General features: G+C 65.7%; 20 protein-coding genes and 1 pseudogene. 4 read left to right on the forward strand and 17 right to left on the reverse strand.

Annotated features, from left to right (window positions below):
* The first annotated feature begins 15 nt into the window (after positions 1–15).
* Positions 16–804, forward strand: a complete 789-nt coding sequence (locus tag ACQCSY_RS24485) for a hypothetical protein (RefSeq protein WP_427136644.1) — start codon at positions 16–18, stop codon at positions 802–804.
* Positions 805–862: 58 nt separating this feature from the next.
* On the opposite strand, the pseudogene ACQCSY_RS24490 reads toward ACQCSY_RS24485, so the two are convergent.
* A pseudogene (locus ACQCSY_RS24490) lies at positions 863–1,184 on the reverse strand (Tn3 family transposase); the annotation flags it as partial.
* Positions 1,174–1,437 carry a hypothetical protein gene (locus tag ACQCSY_RS24495; RefSeq protein WP_427136695.1) on the reverse strand — a complete coding sequence of 88 codons (264 nt, stop codon included), beginning with the start codon at positions 1,435–1,437 and terminating at the stop codon, positions 1,174–1,176. The pseudogene ACQCSY_RS24490 and the gene ACQCSY_RS24495, both read right to left, overlap by 11 nt.
* 465 nt (positions 1,438–1,902) lie before the next feature.
* Between ACQCSY_RS24495 and ACQCSY_RS24500 the strand changes: the two genes are divergently transcribed.
* A complete protein-coding gene (locus ACQCSY_RS24500) occupies positions 1,903–4,392 on the forward strand; it encodes an ATP-dependent Clp protease ATP-binding subunit (RefSeq protein ID WP_427136645.1) in 2,490 nt (829 codons plus the stop codon).
* Positions 4,393–4,568: 176 nt separating this feature from the next.
* On the opposite strand, the gene ACQCSY_RS24505 is transcribed toward ACQCSY_RS24500, so the two are convergent.
* From ACQCSY_RS24505 to ACQCSY_RS24535, 7 genes are all read right to left on the reverse strand, one after another.
* Positions 4,569–5,309 carry an SRPBCC domain-containing protein gene (locus tag ACQCSY_RS24505; RefSeq protein WP_427136646.1) on the reverse strand — a complete coding sequence of 247 codons (741 nt, stop codon included), beginning with the start codon at positions 5,307–5,309 and terminating at the stop codon, positions 4,569–4,571.
* Positions 5,310–5,331: 22 nt separating this feature from the next.
* Positions 5,332–6,186 (reverse strand): FAD binding domain-containing protein, encoded by an 855-nt coding sequence (locus tag ACQCSY_RS24510; RefSeq protein WP_427136647.1) that lies wholly within the window; start codon positions 6,184–6,186, stop codon positions 5,332–5,334.
* A complete protein-coding gene (locus ACQCSY_RS24515) occupies positions 6,183–8,552 on the reverse strand; it encodes a xanthine dehydrogenase family protein molybdopterin-binding subunit (protein WP_427136648.1) in 2,370 nt (789 codons plus the stop codon). Before ACQCSY_RS24515 ends, ACQCSY_RS24510 begins: the two co-directional genes overlap by 4 nt.
* Positions 8,549–9,061, reverse strand: a complete 513-nt coding sequence (locus ACQCSY_RS24520; RefSeq protein WP_427136649.1) for a (2Fe-2S)-binding protein — start codon at positions 9,059–9,061, stop codon at positions 8,549–8,551. The genes ACQCSY_RS24515 and ACQCSY_RS24520 overlap by 4 nt, the downstream gene beginning before the upstream one ends.
* A 90-nt stretch (positions 9,062–9,151) precedes the next feature.
* On the reverse strand, positions 9,152–10,318 hold the full coding sequence (locus tag ACQCSY_RS24525; protein WP_427136650.1) for an XdhC family protein: 1,167 nt from the start codon (positions 10,316–10,318) through the stop codon (positions 9,152–9,154).
* Positions 10,311–11,411 (reverse strand): vWA domain-containing protein, encoded by a 1,101-nt coding sequence (locus ACQCSY_RS24530; protein ID WP_427136651.1) that lies wholly within the window; start codon positions 11,409–11,411, stop codon positions 10,311–10,313. The genes ACQCSY_RS24525 and ACQCSY_RS24530 overlap by 8 nt, the downstream gene beginning before the upstream one ends.
* 3 nt (positions 11,412–11,414) lie before the next feature.
* Positions 11,415–12,299, reverse strand: coding sequence for an AAA family ATPase (locus ACQCSY_RS24535; RefSeq protein ID WP_427136652.1), 885 nt, complete (start codon positions 12,297–12,299; stop codon positions 11,415–11,417).
* A 402-nt stretch (positions 12,300–12,701) separates the two neighbouring features.
* Here ACQCSY_RS24535 and ACQCSY_RS24540 point away from each other — a divergent pair, with 402 nt between their 5' ends.
* Positions 12,702–13,061 carry a hypothetical protein gene (locus tag ACQCSY_RS24540; protein ID WP_427136653.1) on the forward strand — a complete coding sequence of 120 codons (360 nt, stop codon included), beginning with the start codon at positions 12,702–12,704 and terminating at the stop codon, positions 13,059–13,061.
* A 525-nt stretch (positions 13,062–13,586) separates the two neighbouring features.
* On the opposite strand, the gene ACQCSY_RS24545 is transcribed toward ACQCSY_RS24540, so the two are convergent.
* The 5 genes from ACQCSY_RS24545 to ACQCSY_RS24565 all read right to left on the reverse strand — a co-directional run bounded on the left by ACQCSY_RS24545 (position 13,587) and on the right by ACQCSY_RS24565 (position 15,324).
* Positions 13,587–13,862: a hypothetical protein gene (locus ACQCSY_RS24545; RefSeq protein WP_427136654.1), complete on the reverse strand. Its 276-nt coding sequence runs from the start codon at positions 13,860–13,862 to the stop codon at positions 13,587–13,589.
* 74 nt (positions 13,863–13,936) lie between these two features.
* Positions 13,937–14,206: a hypothetical protein gene (locus ACQCSY_RS24550; RefSeq protein WP_427136655.1), complete on the reverse strand. Its 270-nt coding sequence runs from the start codon at positions 14,204–14,206 to the stop codon at positions 13,937–13,939.
* Entirely contained in the window at positions 14,190–14,630 is a 441-nt protein-coding gene (locus ACQCSY_RS24555; protein ID WP_427136656.1) for a hypothetical protein, read from the reverse strand. The genes ACQCSY_RS24550 and ACQCSY_RS24555 overlap by 17 nt, the downstream gene beginning before the upstream one ends.
* A gap of 127 nt (positions 14,631–14,757) precedes the next feature.
* On the reverse strand, positions 14,758–14,949 hold the full coding sequence (locus ACQCSY_RS24560; protein WP_427136657.1) for a hypothetical protein: 192 nt from the start codon (positions 14,947–14,949) through the stop codon (positions 14,758–14,760).
* Positions 14,950–15,324 (reverse strand): response regulator transcription factor, encoded by a 375-nt coding sequence (locus tag ACQCSY_RS24565; protein WP_427136658.1) that lies wholly within the window; start codon positions 15,322–15,324, stop codon positions 14,950–14,952.
* A gap of 420 nt (positions 15,325–15,744) precedes the next feature.
* On the opposite strand from ACQCSY_RS24565, the gene ACQCSY_RS24570 reads away from it, so the two are divergent.
* Entirely contained in the window at positions 15,745–15,993 is a 249-nt protein-coding gene (locus ACQCSY_RS24570; RefSeq protein ID WP_427136659.1) for a helix-turn-helix domain-containing protein, read from the forward strand.
* Between the two features lie 147 nt (positions 15,994–16,140).
* Here ACQCSY_RS24570 and ACQCSY_RS24575 read toward each other — a convergent pair whose 3' ends face one another.
* The 3 genes from ACQCSY_RS24575 to ACQCSY_RS24585 form a co-directional block, all read right to left on the reverse strand.
* Positions 16,141–16,710: a hypothetical protein gene (locus ACQCSY_RS24575; protein WP_427136660.1), complete on the reverse strand. Its 570-nt coding sequence runs from the start codon at positions 16,708–16,710 to the stop codon at positions 16,141–16,143.
* 247 nt (positions 16,711–16,957) lie between these two features.
* Positions 16,958–17,476, reverse strand: a complete 519-nt coding sequence (locus ACQCSY_RS24580) for a hypothetical protein (RefSeq protein WP_427136661.1) — start codon at positions 17,474–17,476, stop codon at positions 16,958–16,960.
* A gap of 293 nt (positions 17,477–17,769) precedes the next feature.
* A complete protein-coding gene (locus tag ACQCSY_RS24585) occupies positions 17,770–17,886 on the reverse strand; it encodes a hypothetical protein (RefSeq protein ID WP_427136662.1) in 117 nt (38 codons plus the stop codon).
* Positions 17,887–17,906 lie beyond the last annotated feature (20 nt).

Consider the following 17,906-nt stretch of genomic DNA (forward strand, 5'->3'; position numbering starts at 1 on the left):
CCAGGAGGGAAAACCATGAGCGAATCAGACGGCATTGAGGAAGCTATCGAAGGGATGTCCCGCGTCGGGCTGACCGTCGCCGGCCGACTCGGTGAGCAGCTGGCCAGGGCACAGGAAACGGCCCTGCGTCGCGCTCAGGCGGCCGAGGAACAGCAGGGGCAGGAACTGCAGGCCCGGTTCGATGCCGAGCGTGCAGGAGCGCGTGCACAGCTCGCCCCGGCCATGGACAACCGGTGGTGGGACACCGCCAGCGGCCGCGATATTGAGCGCGTCCACGAGACGGCCACCGCGTGGAAGGACCACGACCCGGCGGCACGCAACGCGGCCAACACTATCAAGGACCAGGTGCAGCGCCGGTACGGCCTGGACGTGAACAATCTGGGCGCTGATGAATCGTCCGTGGCGGCCGCCCTGGCCAAAGCCGAACGTGACCGGGAACAGGCAGACCAGGAACGCGGCACCGGGAGCGAAGAGAACGCACAGGCAGCTCAGCTGCTGGCAGAGGCAGACCGCGAAGACCGGGACCGCCAGCAAGCCACAGCCGACGAGAACGAACGCCCCGAGGCACTGCGCGAAGAGGCCGGCCTCAAATACGACTCCGCCGAGCGGCGCGAGGGACTGGCAGCCAGCCTTGAAGGGTTTGCAGACCGGGAAGCCGTGCAGGCACGATTGAGCGCCGACCAGGACCAGGGCACGCCGCCAAGTGCGGCCGTGGCCAAGGCGTTCGGCAAGGCACCCAAGGCGCGCAAGACACATGGAACCACCGGGCCGGTCAAGATCCTGCAGAAGGGCATGAGCCGGTAGGCGGGCGGAGCCAACGGGCCAACAGGGGGCGCTTCAGAAAACGGAAAAAAATACCACGCTAAGCCTTGGAAGGTGATCGTAGGGGCCTGAATTTGCCCGTGCCGATCCTGGCGCTGCTGCGCCAGGTGTAGTCGCCGGTGAGGTTGATGTGTTCCCAACCCAGTGGTGAGAGGTATTGCAGGAGCGCGTCATGGGTTTCCGGGTCCTGGTCGCGTCGCGCGTTTGCGGCTCGTTCGAGGTAGACGGTGTCTCCAGAGCACGATGGCGGCGGTGAGGAGATTGAGGCCACTGGCGCGATAGCGTTGCTGCTCGAATCCACGGTCCCGGATTTCGCTGAGCCGGTTGAAGAACACGGCCCTGGCGAGGGCGTTACGTGCCTGCTCGATGAAGTCCTCGCTTGGGGGCGGTGCCGAAACCACAGTTACAGCAGAGTCCAGTGGTGACATCGCCGTCGTCGTGGCAGGCGGCGCCGACGAGGGAACCGTTGCTACCTGCCGAACGCATCCCGCCGGCGAATGCTCCGGGAGGTTCCTGCCGTGTTGACGTACTCGTAAGTGCTTCCAGCCGGGCCGCGGCCTGGAAACCGACGGCGATGGCGAAACCGCCCGTGAACACATCGGTGTCCTGCTCCACCGCGGGGCAGCCCCGGACCGACTGCCATTCCGCCTCAAGAACACACTTACGTGGACAAGAGATTGTCGGCCGGATTTGTCCGGCCTCTGCCCCACCCTTGAATCGGCGCCCGGAAGGGGCCTCACAGCCGCGGTCGCCCCGCCGGTGTCGGAATCGATCGATTACGGCACGCGGAAGCCAGCGGATGACGAAGGCATCGGATGCGCTGCTTGGGCCCACTGCATCTTAAGAGTCGACGCTGGAACCGATTCGCTGCGGTTCCGCATTGGTGCGCGCACACTACAGGAGGTGTCATTGCGGCGGAGGTCACTTGCTGTGGCTCGCCAGATAGCGGTGTGAAAGCCTGCCCCTTACCCGGGAAGGTCACATGAATCTGGCTCTGTAATATCCTGCCTGCCGCGAACACCCCAAGGGGGCCTGAGGCGACGTAGCATCAAGGTAGGCGGCAGCCAGGAGTGTGGCGAAATGTTTGAGCGATTTACGGACCGTGCCCGTCGCGTAGTTGTGCTTGCCCAGGAAGAGGCACGCATGCTGAACCACGGTTACATTGGTACCGAACACATCCTCCTGGGTCTGATCCATGAGGGTGAAGGTGTTGCCGCCAAAGCCCTCGAGTCGTTGGGCATCTCGCTCGACGGCGTCCGCGAGCAGGTGCAGGAGATCATCGGTCCGGGCCAGCAGTCCCCGTCCGGCCACATCCCCTTCACGCCGCGCGCCAAGAAGGTGCTGGAGCTCTCGCTGCGCGAGGCACTGCAGCTGGGACACAACTACATCGGCACCGAGCACATCCTGCTCGGCCTCATCCGCGAGGGCGAAGGCGTTGCCACGCAGGTGCTGGTGAAGCTGGGTGCGGACCTGGACCAGGTCCGCCAGCAGGTCATCCAGCTGCTCGCGGGCAGCCAAGGCAAGGAGCCTGTGGCCGGCGGGGGCAGGCAGCTAGAGCGAATCCCGGCCGGCTCCGTGGTGCTGGATCAGTTCGGCCGGAACCTGACCCAGGCCGCGCGGGAGAACAAGCTGGACCCCGTGATCGGCCGCGAGCTTGAAATGGAACGCGTCATGCAGGTCCTGTCCCGCCGTACCAAGAACAACCCGGTGCTGATCGGTGAGCCCGGCGTCGGCAAGACCGCCGTCGTCGAGGGCCTGGCCCAGGCGATCGTCCGCGGTGACGTGCCGGAGAACCTCAAAGACAAGCAGCTGTACACACTGGACCTTGGCTCCGTGATCGCAGGCTCCCGCTACCGCGGCGACTTCGAAGAGCGGCTGAAGAAGGTCCTCAAGGAAATCCGCACCCGCGGCGACATCATCCTGTTCATCGATGAGATCCACACCCTCGTCGGTGCCGGCGCCGCCGAGGGGGCGATCGATGCGGCTTCGATCCTGAAGCCGTTGCTGGCCCGGGGCGAGCTCCAGACCATCGGTGCGACCACCTTGGATGAGTACCGCAAGCACATCGAGAAGGACGCCGCACTGGAACGCCGCTTCCAGCCGATCCAGGTCCAGGAACCCTCCGTGGCTGACACCATCGAGATCCTCAAGGGCCTGCGCGACCGCTACGAGGCGCACCACCGCGTCACCATCACCGACGGCGCTCTGGTCGCCGCGGCGAACCTCTCGGAGCGCTACGTCTCGGACCGCTTCCTGCCGGACAAGGCGATCGACCTGATCGACGAGGCCGGTGCACGGCTGCGCATCCGCCGGATGACCGCCCCGCCGGAGCTCAAGGTCATGGACGAGAAGATCGCCGCGATGAAGACGGCGAAGGAATCCGCGATCGACGCGCAGGACTATGAGGGGGCCGCGGCGCTGCGCGACGAGGAGCAGAAGCTCGTCACCGTGCGCAAAGAGAGGGAGCGCCGATGGAAGGCGGGCGGCCTTGACGACATCTCCGAAGTTGATGAGGAGCTTATTGCCGAGGTGCTGGCGAACGCCACCGGCATTCCGGTCTTCAAGCTCACCGAGGAGGAATCCAGCCGTCTGCTGAGGATGGAAGAGGAGCTGCACCAACGCGTTGTGGGCCAGGAGGAGGCGATCAAGTCGGTCTCGCGGGCCATCCGCCGCACCCGTGCGGGCCTGAAGGACCCGAAGCGTCCGGGCGGGTCGTTCATCTTCGCCGGCCCCACGGGCGTCGGCAAGACCGAGCTCGCCAAGGCGCTTGCCGAGTTCCTGTTCGGCGAGGAGGACGCGCTGATCACCCTGGACATGTCCGAGTACTCGGAGAAGCACACGGTCTCGCGTCTCTTCGGTGCCCCTCCGGGCTACGTCGGGTACGACGAGGGCGGGCAGCTGACCGAGAAGGTCCGGCGCCGTCCGTTCTCCGTGGTTCTCTTCGACGAAGTCGAGAAGGCCCACGCGGACCTCTTCAACTCGCTGCTGCAGATCATGGAAGACGGCCGCTTGACCGACAGCCATGGCCGGGTGGTGGATTTCAAGAACACCGTGATCATCATGACCACCAACCTCGGCACCCGCGACATCTCCAAGAGCGTTGCCACCGGCTTCCAGTCCGGCACGGATACGCAGACCGGCTACAACCGGATGCGCGCCCGCGTCACGGAGGAGCTCAAGGCCCACTTCCGCCCCGAGTTCCTGAACCGGGTTGACGACGTCATCGTCTTCCCCCAGCTGACCCAGGACGAGATCATCCAGATCGTGGACATGTTCGTGGGCCGGCTGGAGCAGCGCCTTGCGGACAAGGACATGGGCATCGAGCTCACCACCGCGGCCAAGGTGCTCCTGGCAACCCGCGGCTACGATCCCGCGATGGGTGCCCGGCCGCTGCGCCGCACCATCCAGCGCGAAATCGAGGACCAGCTCTCCGAGAAGATCCTCTTCGGCGAGCTGCACGCAGGCGACATCGTGGTGGTGGACGTGGACGGCGAAGGCGACGACGCCAGGTTCACCTTCGCAGGAAACACCAAGCCGCGGATCCCGGACGCACTGCCCGCCGCGAGCTAAACGGAAAACCGCCGCTGGCCACCGCCGAGGCGGGCTGAAATCCGGTGTCTCACCTCATTGTCCTGCAGGCCGCACAGGATCGGCACGGGCAAACTCAGGCCCCTACGATCACCTTCCAAGGCTTAGCGTGGTATTTTTTCCGTTTTCTGAAGCGCCCCGTAAGGCGAATCGCCGGCCTAACGGCGTCGGCGGGCCAGCCAGATGACGAGCGCCAGCACAGCGACGACACCGAGCGCGACGGGACCGAAACGGCGCACCAGTATCGGCCACATGGTTGAGCCAAGGTCCAATTCGGCCGCCGGCGCGGACTGGGGTTTGAACGGAGTCTCTCCCGATGAAGGCCGGGTTACCGGTGACGCGGCTGCGGCCCGCGGGCCCGTGGAGGCGGGCTGGGCCGGTTCCACGGTGTCCTGTGCTGTCGCCGAGGGTCCCGTGGTCGTCCCGGCTGCCGGTTCCGCGGTCTGCCCGGCCTCCCCGCCGGCCGCTTTCCCGACCACGCACTGGATAAATTGGGCCAGCAATTTGTCCGAGATGTCCTGGATGACACCCCGGCCGAATTGGGCCGGTTTGCCGGTGACGTTCATGTCGGTGGTCACGTCCACGGCGGTGCCGTCGCCGTCCCGCGTCAGCACCGCTGTCACCGTGGCACCGGCCGTGCCATTGCCGCGCTTGTCCTTCCCGGTCGCGGCAATGACCACGGTGTGCGAATCCTCGTTGCGTTCAAGGAATTCACCGGTGCCGGCATACACCATGGCGATTGGTCCGAGCTTGACCTTGACCGTTCCGGTGAACCGGTCCCCGCTCACGGAGGTGAGAGCCGCTCCCGGGAAACAGGGCGCGATATCTTCCAATTGGTTGAAGGAATGCCAGGTGTCCTCCAGCGAACCGGGAACCACGAAGTGATGTTTGAGTTCCACGTCTTCCTCTCGCCGTGTTCCGCTAGAGCCCCGCGGCCGTGGCGACCGCCCGCCTGGTCAGAACCTCCGCCAGATGGCGCCGGTAGGCTGCGTCGCCATTGAGATCGCTGGCCGGATCTGTCCCCTCGGCGGCGTGCGAGCTGGCGGCGGCGATCGCGTCCCGGGTCAGCGGAACCCCCGCCAGCGCCTGCTCGACCGCCGTGGCCCGCACAGGAGTGCTGGCCATATTGGTCAACCCGATCCGGGCCTCGGCGATGGTGCCGCCCTCCACCCGGACCATCGCGGCGACCGCGACGATGGACCACTGCTGGGCCACCCGGGTGAACTTCTCGTAGTGCGCGCCCCAGCCGGTGTACTTCGGCACCCGCACGTGGGTCAGTATCTCGTCCTCGGCGATTGCGGTGGTGAAGTAGCCCTGGAAGAAGTCCGCGGCGGCCACCCGGCGTTCACCGCCGGGGCCGGCCAGGATGAACGTCGCCTCTGCGGCCAGCACCGGTGCGGGCAGGTCGCCCGCCGGGTCGGCATGCACCAGGGCGCCGCCGAACGTGCCGCGGTGGCGGACCTGCGGATCCGCCACCGTTGCCGCGGCCTTTGCCAGCAAAGGCACATATGTAGTCACCAGCGGGTCGGTGGCGACCTGGTGGTGCGGTGTCATGGCGCCGATCAGCAGGGCATCCCCGTCCTCGCGCACCCCGGCCAGCCCTTCAATCCGGCCCAGATCGATCACCATCTGCGGGTCGGCAAGACGCAGCTTCATTACCGGGATCAGGCTTTGCCCGCCGGCCAGCAGCTTCCCCGAGTCGCCGGCCACGGCCAGCAGGCTCAGCGCCTCCGCGACGGTATTGGGCGCGGCGTAGTCGAATGCGCTCGGAATCATCGGACACCTCCGGTCATCTTGGCTTCTTCAAGTGCGGCCCACACACGGGACGGCGAACAGGGCATCCTGATGTCCTTCACGCCCAGATGCCGCACCGCGTCCAGCACGCCGTTGACGATGGCGGGCGTCGAGGCGATGGTACCCGCCTCCCCGACCCCCTTGGCCCCTAGCTGGTTGGTGGTCGAGGGCGTCTCGGTGCGTGCCGTGGTGTAGTGCGGCAGGTCGGGTGCGCCGGGGACCAGATAGTCCACAAACGAGCCCGTGACCAGGGTGCCGGCGTCGTCGTACACAGCCTCTTCATAGAGTGCCTGCGCGATTCCCTGTGCCAGACCGCCGTGCACCTGGCCCTCCACAATCAGCGGATTGACCACAACCCCGACGTCGTCCACGCAGACGTACTTGCGGATCGAGACCCGTCCGGTCTCGGTGTCCACCTCGATGGCCGCCAGATGGGTGCCGTGCGGGAAGGAGAAATTCTGGGGGTCGAAGGTCGCGTCGGAATCCAGGTTCGGCTCAAACCCGTCCGGCAGGTTGTGTGCCGAAAAAGTCGCCAGCGCGATTTCACCCAGCGCCGTCGACTGATCGGTGCCTTTCACGCTGAACCTGCCATCGGCGAACTCGATGTCGTCTTCGCTGGCCTCCATGAGGTGAGCGGCCACGACCTTGGCCTTCTCGATCACCTTGTCCGCAGCGGCCAGCACAGCCATGCCGCCGACTGTCAGCGACCTGGATCCGTAGGTATCCAGCCCCCGTTGGGAGATCTGCGTGTCGCCGTGCAGCACTTCGACGTTCTCGAACGGCACGCCGAGCTTATCCGCCACGAGCTGGCTCCACGCGGTTTCGTGGCCCTGGCCGTGGGAGGAGGACCCGGTGACCACCTCGATGTTGCCGGTGGGGAGCACGCGCACCTGGGCGTGCTCCCAGCCGCCGGCGCCGTAATTGAGCGCACCGAGCACCCGGGACGGGGCCAGTCCGCACATTTCGGTGAAGGTGGAGATGCCGATGCCAAGCTGGACTGGGTCCTTCGTTTCGCGGCGACGGGCCTGCTCAGCCCGGAGCGCATCGTAGCCGAAGAGCTCCAGCGCCTTCGCAGTGGCCGCCTCGTAGTTGCCGCTGTCGTATTCGAGCCCGGCAACGGTGGTGAACGGGAATTCCTCGTGTTTGATCCAGTTCTTTTCCCGGACCTGAAGCGGGTCCAGACCCAGTTCGGCGGCGAGTTCGTCCATCATCCGCTCGATCGCAAAGGTGGCTTCCGGACGTCCGGCACCGCGATATGCGTCGGTCCACGCCTTGTTGGTGAACAGATTCGTGCATTCGAACCGGTAGGCCGGGAACTTGTAGATCGAGTTGTACATGAAGGCGCCCAGGATCGGGATACCGGAGGTGACCAGGCCCAGATAGGCGCCCATGTCCGCCAGCAGGTTAACGTCCAGTCCTGTGACGATCCCCTCCTTGGTGGCCGAGAGCTTCAGCCGCTGTACCTGGGCCCGGCCGTGGTGGGCCGCCATCAGGGATTCGCTGCGGGTCTCGGTGTATTTGCACGGCTTGCCGGTGTGCCGGGCCGCCAGTACGGTAATGGCCTCTTCGGGGGTCACCTGCAATTTTCCGCCGAAGCCGCCGCCAACGTCGGGGGCGATCACGCGCACCTTGCTTTCCGGGATGGCCAGTGTCAGCGCCAGCATCAATCGCAGAATGTGCGGTATCTGGGTGGCGGACCACACAATGATCTGCTCACCGGTGGGGTCCACTACGGTCGAGCGGGGCTCCATGAAGGACGGGATGAGCCGCTGCTGGTAGAACGTACGCTCAATGAGGACCTCGGCGCCCTCCAGTGCCTCACGGATCGGTTTGCCGGTGCCGGCCTCGCCCGAGTCAAAGACCCAGGTGGCCGATTTGTTGGTGCCCAGGCCCGGGTGGGCCAGCACCTGGTCCTTCGCCGCTTCCTCCAGATCCAGGACGACGGGCAGCTCCTCGTAGTTGACGTCGACCAGCTCGACGGCGTCGCGGGCGGCGGCGGCGCTGCGGGCGATGATGCAGGCAACCACCTCGCCGGCGAAAGCAACCTCATCCACGGCGATCGCCGGGTGCGGGGGGGCCTTTTGGTCGGGCGTAATCGGCCAGGCGTTGGGCAGGCTGCCCTGCTCGGCGGCCACGTCGGCTCCGGTGAGCACCGCAACGACGCCGGGGGAAGACTTCGCGGCGGCGACGTCGACCGAGGTGATCTTCGCGTGGGCGAATGGACTGCGCACCATCGCCAGATGCAGCATGCCGGGCAGCGTGATGTTGTCGGTGTACCTGGAGCGCCCGGTGATCAGATGGGCATCTTCCTTGCGGAGGCGGGCCCTGCCGACTTCTGCGGTGGTCATGCCACACCTGCCGTTTCCGTTTCGTCGCTGTCCGAGGACACGGTGCCCTCGGCGACGGCCCGGACCGCGGCAACAATGTTCTGGTACCCGGTGCACCGGCACAGGTTCCCCTCCAGACCGTCCCGGATTTCCTGTTCGGACGGGTGAGGGTTTTCTTCCAGCAGGGACGCCGACTGCATGATCATGCCCGGCGTGCAGAAGCCGCATTGCAGCGCGTGGAATTGGTGGAAGGCCTGCTGCATCGGGGCGAGTTTCCCGTCCCGGGCCAGGCCTTCGATGGTGGTGACCCGGTGGCCATCGGCCTGGACCGCGAACATGGTGCAGGACTTCACGCTGACGCCGTCCAGATGGACGGTGCAGGCGCCGCAGTTGGTGGTGTCGCAGCCAATCAATGTGCCGGTCTTCCCTAGCCGTTCGCGCAGGTATTGAACCAGCAGCAGCCGCGGCTCGACGTCGTCGGTATAGCTCACATTGTCGACTTCGACGGTGATCGTTTTGGAACTCGCCATTGAGATCTCCTCTCGCTGGGAGGACGGGCCCGGCTGCCCGGCTTCCAGTCTTGATGTGTCACAGGTTACATCAAGCCGAAGGGTTGCGGGTCAGGGATTCCTGCGTTCGTGCGCTGCGTCCTCATGGCCGGCGTCGGCCATGGGCTCGTGGTGGATCCGCGCGTCCATGCTGCTCAATCGTCCGCCTTCCCCGCCCCAGTGCAGCGCAATGATTTCGGCGGCGATGGAGACGGCCGTCTCTTCGGGCGTCCGGGACCCCAGGTCCAGACCGATGGGGCTGGAAAGTTTGGACAATTCGGCCTCGGTCAGGCCGGCCTCGCGCAGCCGCTCCAGCCGGTCGTGGTGGGTGCGCCGGGACCCCATCGCCCCCACGTAGGCCACGTTGTGGCGCAGCGCCACCTCAAGCAGCGGCACGTCGAATTTCGGATCATGGGTGAGCACGCAGATCACCGTGCGGTCATCCACCTGGCCGGCGCCGATCTGCGCCTGCAGGTAGCGGTGCGGCCATTCCACCACCACCTCGTCCGCCTGAGGGAAACGCGACGCCGTTGCGAATAACGGACGCGCGTCACAGACCGTGACCCGGTAGCCGAGGAAGCTGCCCTGTTTGGCGACGGCGGCGGCAAAGTCGATCGCGCCGAACACCAGCATCCGCGGCTGCGGGGCGAAACTGACCGCGAACACGCGCATCCCCTCGCCTCGCCGCTGGCCGTCCGGCCCATAGCTAAGGGTGGCATTGCTGCCGGCGGCCAGCAGGCCCTGCACGTCGTCGCAGACCGCGTGGTCGGCGCGGTCGCTGCCCAGGGAGCCGCTGAATCCGTCCGGGCGGACCACCAGGTGGCGCCCGACCCAGGCCGGATCCGGGTGTTCGATCACGGTGACCATGGCCACCGGCCGGCCGGCGCCGACGTCGTCGGCCACCTGCGGCAACTGCGGGAAGGTCTCGGTGGAGACCGGTTCGACGAAGACGTCCAGGATCCCCCCGCAGGTCAGGCCGACCTCGAACGCATCGTCGTCGGTGATGCCGTACCGCTGCAGCACCGGCCGACCGTCGTGGGCGACCTGGGTGGCCAATTCGTAGAGCGCACCTTCGACACAGCCGCCGGACACCGACCCGACCGCGCGGCCGTCGGCGTCGACCATCATTGCTGCCCCCGCCGGCCGCGGCGCCGACCGGAAGGTGCGCACCACCGTACCCAGTCCCACGGTGTGGCCGGCCCGTATCGCGGCAACCAGATCATCCAAGACCTCACGCATTGGCAAGCACGTCCAACAATTCCTCGAAACTTTGCATTGAGTGCCCCCCTATAAAGAAGTCAACGTGCGGCAGCACAGCCGTGATCCCCCGCTGTATGGGCTCGTATCCCACTTTGCCCCGATGCGGGTTGGACCAAACAATGCGCCTCGCCAGGTGATGCAGCCGCTCGGTCTGGCGGCCCAGTAGAGCGGGGTCGCCCCGCTCCCAACCGTCGCTGGCAATGACGACGACGGCGCCGCGTGCCACCACGCGCTGGCCCCAGCGGTCGTTGAATACCCGCAACACTTCCCCCAGCCGGGTTCCGCCCGACCAGTCGGGTACGGCGCGGCCCGCGAGGGCAAGGGCTTTTTCGGTGTCCGGCACCCGCAGAGCGCCGGTCACCCGGGTCAGCCGCGTGCCCAGGGTGAAGACCTCCACCTGATGCGGGGCGGCCTCGACTACCCGGTGGGCGAGCCGCAGCAGGCTGTCCGCATAGGGTGCCATCGAGCCCGAAACATCGATCAGCCAGACAACCCGGCGTGGTTTGCGCGGCGCCCGGGCACGGCGCAGCGGACCCGGTTCCCCGCCGCGGCGCAGCTGGTCGCGCAGGGTCCGCACCCGATCGACGTCGCCGTGCCGGTCCGGGTGTTTGCGCCGGGTCTGCCGGGTCGGCAACCGCACCGGCAGCTCCTTGAACATCCGGTGCAGCAGCGCCCGGTCGGCGTCATCCAGCGTCGCCACGTCCCGGTGCCTCAGCCGCTCCCGGCGGCTGGCGAGCGCCCTCAGTTGGTTCCGGCCGTCCTCCCGGCCGCCGTCGTCGTCCAAAGAGGCCCCGCTGACGGACGTTGCAGACGGTGAGACGCGGGTGGCGGAGGAATGCTCCACCGAGAACCAGGCCTCAAAGGTCCGCTGATAGGTCGGCAAGTCGTCCGGCGAGGCGCACAGAGTTGCCCGGCCGGCCCAGAAAACGCTGGCGCGGCGGTCCAGGGCGAGCCTGCTTACGGCATCGACGAAGCTGCGCGCCCGGTCCGCGGTCACCATCACCCCGGCCGACCGCACCGCAGCGGCAAATGCCAGGAGGATCTCCTCGGCGCTGTGCTCCACGGCCGCCATCAGTCAGCCGAGCATCCGGGCCAGGGCTGCCGATACCCGCTCGGTGTCTTCACGGTACTTGCAAAGCGCGCCGATGCTCGCCGCGGCCGAGGCCAGGTCGAGCTCGGCCCGGCCGAGCTGGTGCAGAGCCCGGGCCCAGTCCAGAGTTTCGGCCACGCCGGGAGGCTTGAGTATGTCGTCGGAAGCGCGGATCTGCTGGACCACGCGTACCACCTGTTCGGCCAGCAGCGGGGGGACTTCTGGCAGCCGCGTGCGCACGATTTCCACCTCGCGGGCCAGCCCCGGGTGGTCGATCCAGTGGTAGAGGCATCGCCGTTTGAGTGCATCGTGGACGTCACGGGTCCGGTTGGAGGTGAGCACGACAATCGGCGCGGTGTCTGCCTTGACCGTGCCGAACTCGGGGATTGAGACCTGGTAGGTGGAGAGCACTTCCAAGAGGAATGCCTCGAACTCGTCGTCGGCACGGTCGATTTCGTCGATCAGCAGCACGGCAGGGCTCTGCTGCAGCGCCTTCAGGATCGGCCGCGCAAGCAGGAATCGTTTGTCGTAGAGCGAGTGCTCCAGTTCGGCCACGCTCAACCCCGCGCCACCGCCGGCCTCCACGCTGCGCAGATGCAGAATTTGAGCGGTGAAGTCCCAGTCGTACAGCGCCTGCGTGGCATCGATTCCCTCGTAGCACTGCAGCCGGATCAGTGGCAGCCCAAGGGCTTGCGCGAGGGCCTCGGCCAGGGAGGTCTTGCCGGTACCGGGTTCCCCCTCGAGCAGCAGCGGGCGTTCCATGCCCAGGGCGAGGTAGCCGATCGTGGCCAGGCCTTCATCGGCGAGGTAGCCGGTGGAGGCCAGCATTTCGGCCAGTGCTGCGGCGGAGCTGATCGACGGGGGCGTCATGGCACCAGCATAGGGCCACTGATCGGCGGGGTCCGGGGATTCGAGGCAAGTCGCCAGTGGGGAAACACATCATGCAGCTGCCGCGTTGTCACGGAGACGAGGCCGATCACGACGAAGATCATCAGGGGCCAAGCTGACACATGTTTGCGCCGTGGGGTACGCAGCCGCTCCTGGATACGGGGAGGTGGCGCACGACGGGGGAGCGGTGCCATTCAGCCTTCGCAGTCGATGCAGTAGGCGTGGCCGTCCATTCCGCGACGCGATCGCCCTGAAAGACCGGCGCGAATAGCGCCCGGCCATCCGGGTATGGCCCAGCCGGGCTGCTTCAGGTTGTCGGAGGACCAGCCATACTTGAAACCCACACCACCACACGAACCCTGCAAGGGAAGGATACTGATCCCAGTGCTCCCGATGAACCAACGTCCCAGCGCCGTCGTCCGCGACGAATCCGGCGTCGTAGTACCGTCGGAACGTTGGAGCGACGAGCAGCGCCGCCAGGCGCGTGAATCCATCACCGACCAGTTCCGCCGCGGCGCCCAACGGCAGACACTGCCCGAACTCCGCGATGAAATAGCTGGCCGCTGGAAGTACGTCGAGTCCTGGGAGGAAGAACAGGCCGTGAGGGAATGGATCCTGCGCCAGATAGACGGCCTGATCGACCTCAACAAGAACGGACCGGCCAGCCAAAACGCCGCCGGTTCGGGAACACCTCAGTTCCTGGACCCGATAGCCGCCCGCAACATGCAGGCAGGCACCGGGTAGATTTCCTGCCTGACCCGTCCTTCGCAGCTGACCTCAGAAGAACAAGACGCGGCGGGAAAGTCTGCACGATAACGGTCGTGTTTCCTTGAAAAGCTCTAGGTGCCGGCATAAGGACTGGCTCTCGGGCCGATCCTAAGGATCGGACCGATGCAAACGTCCGATGCATTCCAAACTGTCCAGGTTCTGTTCGGCTCGTCGGTTGGCCCGGGTGGGCGTGTTACCAGACGCAAAGGCGGTCACCGCGTGATCATTGGAAATGACAGTCTGAATCGCCTCCGTCCGGCGGCAGCTCTGGCGGCGGCCGCCCGAAGCTGCCGTTCTCCCGAGGGCCGTGTCGGCCGCCGTGGTGTCCTCATAGAGTGGAGTTTCATCCAGGTGCGCCGAGGGATACGCAAAGGTGATCCCGGGTTCCCAGTGTCGCCTGGACGGTGTCATTGGGGCCGGGGACTGTTCATCGGGGCGCAGTCCCCGGTCGTCATCCTCGTTGCCGCCGCCTGTGACAAGCGGCCGGAGGAGCGGGCACGGTCACGGCTGTCCCGGTTGTACTGCGTCGAAGAATTGGTGGCCGGTTGGGTTTGCGGTTGTTCCGGAGTCGTGGGATTTTGCCTGGATGAAAGCCCTGTCCTCCTCGGAGAGGATGGTTTCTCCGTGCGCGTCGGTCTCGGCGTTCTCGCCGGTTTCGGTGTTGATGGCGGCCGTGATGGTGCGCGGCACGATCACGCATCCGGGATTGTCGATGAACCATTGCCGGGTGGCCGGAGAGAGCCGGTCCCACTGTTCCTTGATGTGCATTTCAGTCATTTCCGCCTCTTAGAGTTCGGTTCGGGTCAGGAGTCTGCGCCGCAGGAGTGTGCGCGTGACGGTACGGGTGTGGATCAACCATTCCAGGTCACCGTGATGGCCTCACCGGAAGGCAGGGCCGTGACGTGGAGCGACAGATCCAGGCCCGCCGGGGCACGGGATGGATCAGAGCCTGTGGTGTCGGTGATTTGCCCGATCAGCAGGCTCACCGCACGGGCCATGGCCCGGCCCCAGTCTCCGGGATGTGTGCTGGAGGCATGCACGGTCACCGTCAGCCCGGCCTCCCCGTCGCCGCCACGTGTGAGGGTTCCTGCCACCGGTTCCATCTCAGGGACTGTCTGCATGGGGAATCTCCATCCGGAATCCGCAGCGGCAATGCAGGGCCTGGGTACGCAGGTACGATTCCAGGCGGTTCCTTCGGGTCCGTCCGGCCGGGATGGCCGTGGTCAGGGAGCGCACGGCGGTGGTGCCGGTTCCCATGGGCTCACCGCAGTGCAGGTACGGTCCGTGCTCCTTGTCGGGGGCTTCCGGCGGGAACTGGCGCAGAATCGACGGGTCGATGCAGCCGGAAAGGACATCGTGGGCGTAGAACCCGTCGCATTCCAGGCAGGTGTAGCTGACCTCGATGGATGTGCCCGGCCGCTTCGCGGAGCCTCCCACGGTCTCGATGAACAGATATGCATCCGTCCCGCACGCGCTGCACCACGGACGGGTGCTGCTGCCGGGGGGTGCATTTTGGCGGGACGGAAACCGGGAAGCTGGCGCCATTGCCTTCTCCTTGATCAGGGACTGCGGGCCGGCGGCCGACAGGTAGCCCTAATTGTAGGAGGCGCTCTCACCGCCGTCCACGGGCACGTCCGGCGTCCCGCTTCCAACGATGTGAGAGACACCAGTCTCATGGACCGGCGTCGGCCGGGTACCTCAGCCGGCGCAGCAGCGCCCGGACGGCGTAGGTCAGGAGCCGGCCGGTCGCGGCGAGGGCCAGCAGGGCTGTGAAGGCGATGAGCTGGCCAAGGAACATCAGCAAGGCCACTGCGAGGGTGCCGACATAGGTCAGGCTGAAGACCAATGTTGTTGCGTCGGGCATTTAGCCCTGGCCTGCGGATTGTTCAAGCACAGGTGCCCGCCCCGCCGGCGGGGCGGGCACAGGTTCTTGTGGGCAGAGCTGTTGGATGAGTTCTGCCAGCCGGGCAGTGCGGAAGGGTTTGGTCAGATAGGCGTCGGCACCGGCGGCCAGGGCATCCATCTGGTCACCGGGCCCGGTCCACGAGGTGATTACCAGGATCGGGGCGTCTGATTCTTTTCGGAGTCGGCCGGCCACATCGTGGCCGTTCAGGTCCGGCAGGCCCAGGTCCAGCGTGATGAGGTCCAGATCCAATCCCAGGGCCGCCCGGAGCCCGGCCGTGCCGGTGGCCTCGGCGTGCACGTCAAAGCCGGCCCGGGACAGGATAAGGCACAGCAAGCCCAAAATATCCGGGTCATCTTCGATGACCAGGCAAATACCGCGTGAATTCATATGGTCCCCCCGGCCAATTCCGTCCCCCACTCTATCGCGGCGGCCGTCTGCATTCTGCCCTGGCCGGCCCGGCAGCAGGGGACGGAGAAGACCGTTGCCGGGGCAGCTGGCTGCCACCGCCGCCCGCTGCCCCGGCCGAAAGGGCGGCACGGTTCCCCATGGTTCAAGGCTCCCGCCGCCCGGAAACCTGCCAGTTGTCCGGGGACCGCGCCAGCGACGCTCGGAGCCTGGGCCGGAACCTTCCGACTTGCCATAAATCCGGGCAGCCGCCGACGTGTCCGTGCTCCGATCCGGACCACTACCGCTGCGATTCGGAACGGGGGGTCTCTTACGAATATTTCTCGCAAGCCGCGGCTTGGAAGACACATGGCCGGGTTGCTCGGCGCCACGTACCGAAAATCGAATGGTGCCCTGGGGGCCGCCCGCGCCCGGGGACGAACTGGAGGAAGACGCCCCAAACTCACCCCCGACCAGGCCCACCACGCCCAACATCTCTACGACGCCGGGGACCACACCGTTCAGCGCATCGCCGATCTGCTTCAGGTCCCGCGCTCCACGATCTACGGCCACCTCAACAAAACAAGCATCGGACGACGCCCCACCGGCTTAGCGTGACTTTCCCGAGCATTGGTCCTCAAGCCCCAATGCCCGCCAACATATCCCGCTGGGGGTTCCCTCAGCGAACGCCCGCCCTCAGACCAGATACGGCCGGGGGGCAGCTCTGGACTCGCTGCTTCTGGCGCGATAGGGCCGATCAGCCCGTCAAAAAATGCGTCCGTTCATCGTGAGCCTGCCCATGTCGCTTGTGTAGATCGTCTCGGGAACCGTTCGGTCCGTCCCAAGCCACATCAGTACGCGGTCACGGTGCTCGGCGACCATTCCTGTCGCGCCGTTCGCGAGCAGCGCCCAGCCGAGGACCGGGTGACCATCGACGCGCACGCTGTGCGCGGTGCCTTGGGCCATGCTGATAGACCTAGCGGTGTCGGCGAAACCTGAGAGCATCCGTGTTCTGGCGAACTCGGTCAATTCGTCGGCAAGGGCTGTGATGAGGAATGAGGCGTGATAGGGGCCGGGCCGGTCGGGCTTGAAGGTCGCTAGGCACTCGGGTGCCGTAGCTCCGGCGCCCGGTCCTGAGGCGATGACGAAGCGGGCGATGACCCTCTCGCCGCCTGCCGCTCGCGGCATGGGGGCGGATACATTGTTCGGCTCGATTCCCTGGGTCCGTGTGCGGGCGGCATAGAAGCCGAAGGCTTCGAGTTCGGCTAAGAGACGCTCACGCAAGGAGAGGTGCTGCGGGATGTTGTCCCGGCGCTCGTACATCGATCCGCCCATGGCGCTATTTTCCAACGGACTGCCGTGCGATGGCCATCCCTCCGCGTTCCCCGCCAGGAATCGTCCGGCAAGGGTTCCCCAAACGGACGGACTTTGGCCAGCTTCCATCGACAGGCTGCGGACCAGTGGTTACCTGCCTCGACGCGGCCTTAGCGTACGATTTTTTCCGTTTTCTGAAGCGCCCCCAACAAAGCTCGTTTAAAAAGGGATGAGCCGCCGGCTGCCTCTCTGTTAGGCCAAGGCAAGGTCACTTAGTCATGGACAGCACGCGAAGGAGCCACGGCTTTCTCATGGCCTCATCGAGTGTCTCAATCTCATGCCAAAGCAATCGATAGTCATGGATCGACGGTTGTACTCGTGGGCGCCAACTACGCTTCCCTGGCGCAGCTTTCTGGGCCGCTTCCCTCTCCGGAATCGAGCCAACAAAGGCGGCCAGCAGGGCAGAAACTCCTATGGCAGAGAACAACTGCTCACGCAGCGCATCGAAAAATGGACCCTCCATGTCGAATGCCGGTGCAGAGAAGCTGATGGCAGCCGCCGAGAACCACACAACGGAGAGGTTGACGGCACGAGCTGTGCGTAGACCTTTGCGATACGTGGCTGGACTTTCATCCCTAAGCAGGTAGGCCTGACGAGCCATGATTAGTACAGCAGCAGCAAACAAGGCGTGGGTTATGACGGCGGTGAACGCCTTCGGCTGTTGCTGGCTGAGGTTGGAATACAGATTTCCCCAAACCAATTGCAAGGCCATCGCTTCCGCCAACATCAGGTTGAGTAGGTACCTGGTCCACGGCCTCTTGCCGGGAGGTTTTGGCAGTTTGACCCATGAGAATTTAGTTGGTGACTGCCAGCGGCAAAGCCGCAGGAGATAGTAGAGGCCGACAGCATCAAAGAAAGTAAGGCCAGCTGGCTTCCAGCCATCCTCCCTGAAAAGAGCGTAGAAGGCCGGAATGAAGCAGGCTCTGAGTGCTAGCCAAGGGAGAGCTCCCCAGATCCATCGCGAAGCTCCAACAATTGATTGCCGCTGACGGTTCGCAATTCTTTTGAGTAGTCGGCTGTTCACGAGAACAACCCCTGAGGCGGTTCCTCGCACGGCAGCGGAGACAGCTTGGCCTTGTGCCCATCGTCCGGGCTACACCCCTTGAAAGGGCCGTCGACCGACAGCAGGACAGACATGTGGTGGTCCGCGTGGTCAC

Source organism: Pseudarthrobacter sp. S9 (assembly GCF_050156545.1).
Classification (GTDB): Bacteria; Actinomycetota; Actinomycetes; order Actinomycetales; family Micrococcaceae; genus Arthrobacter.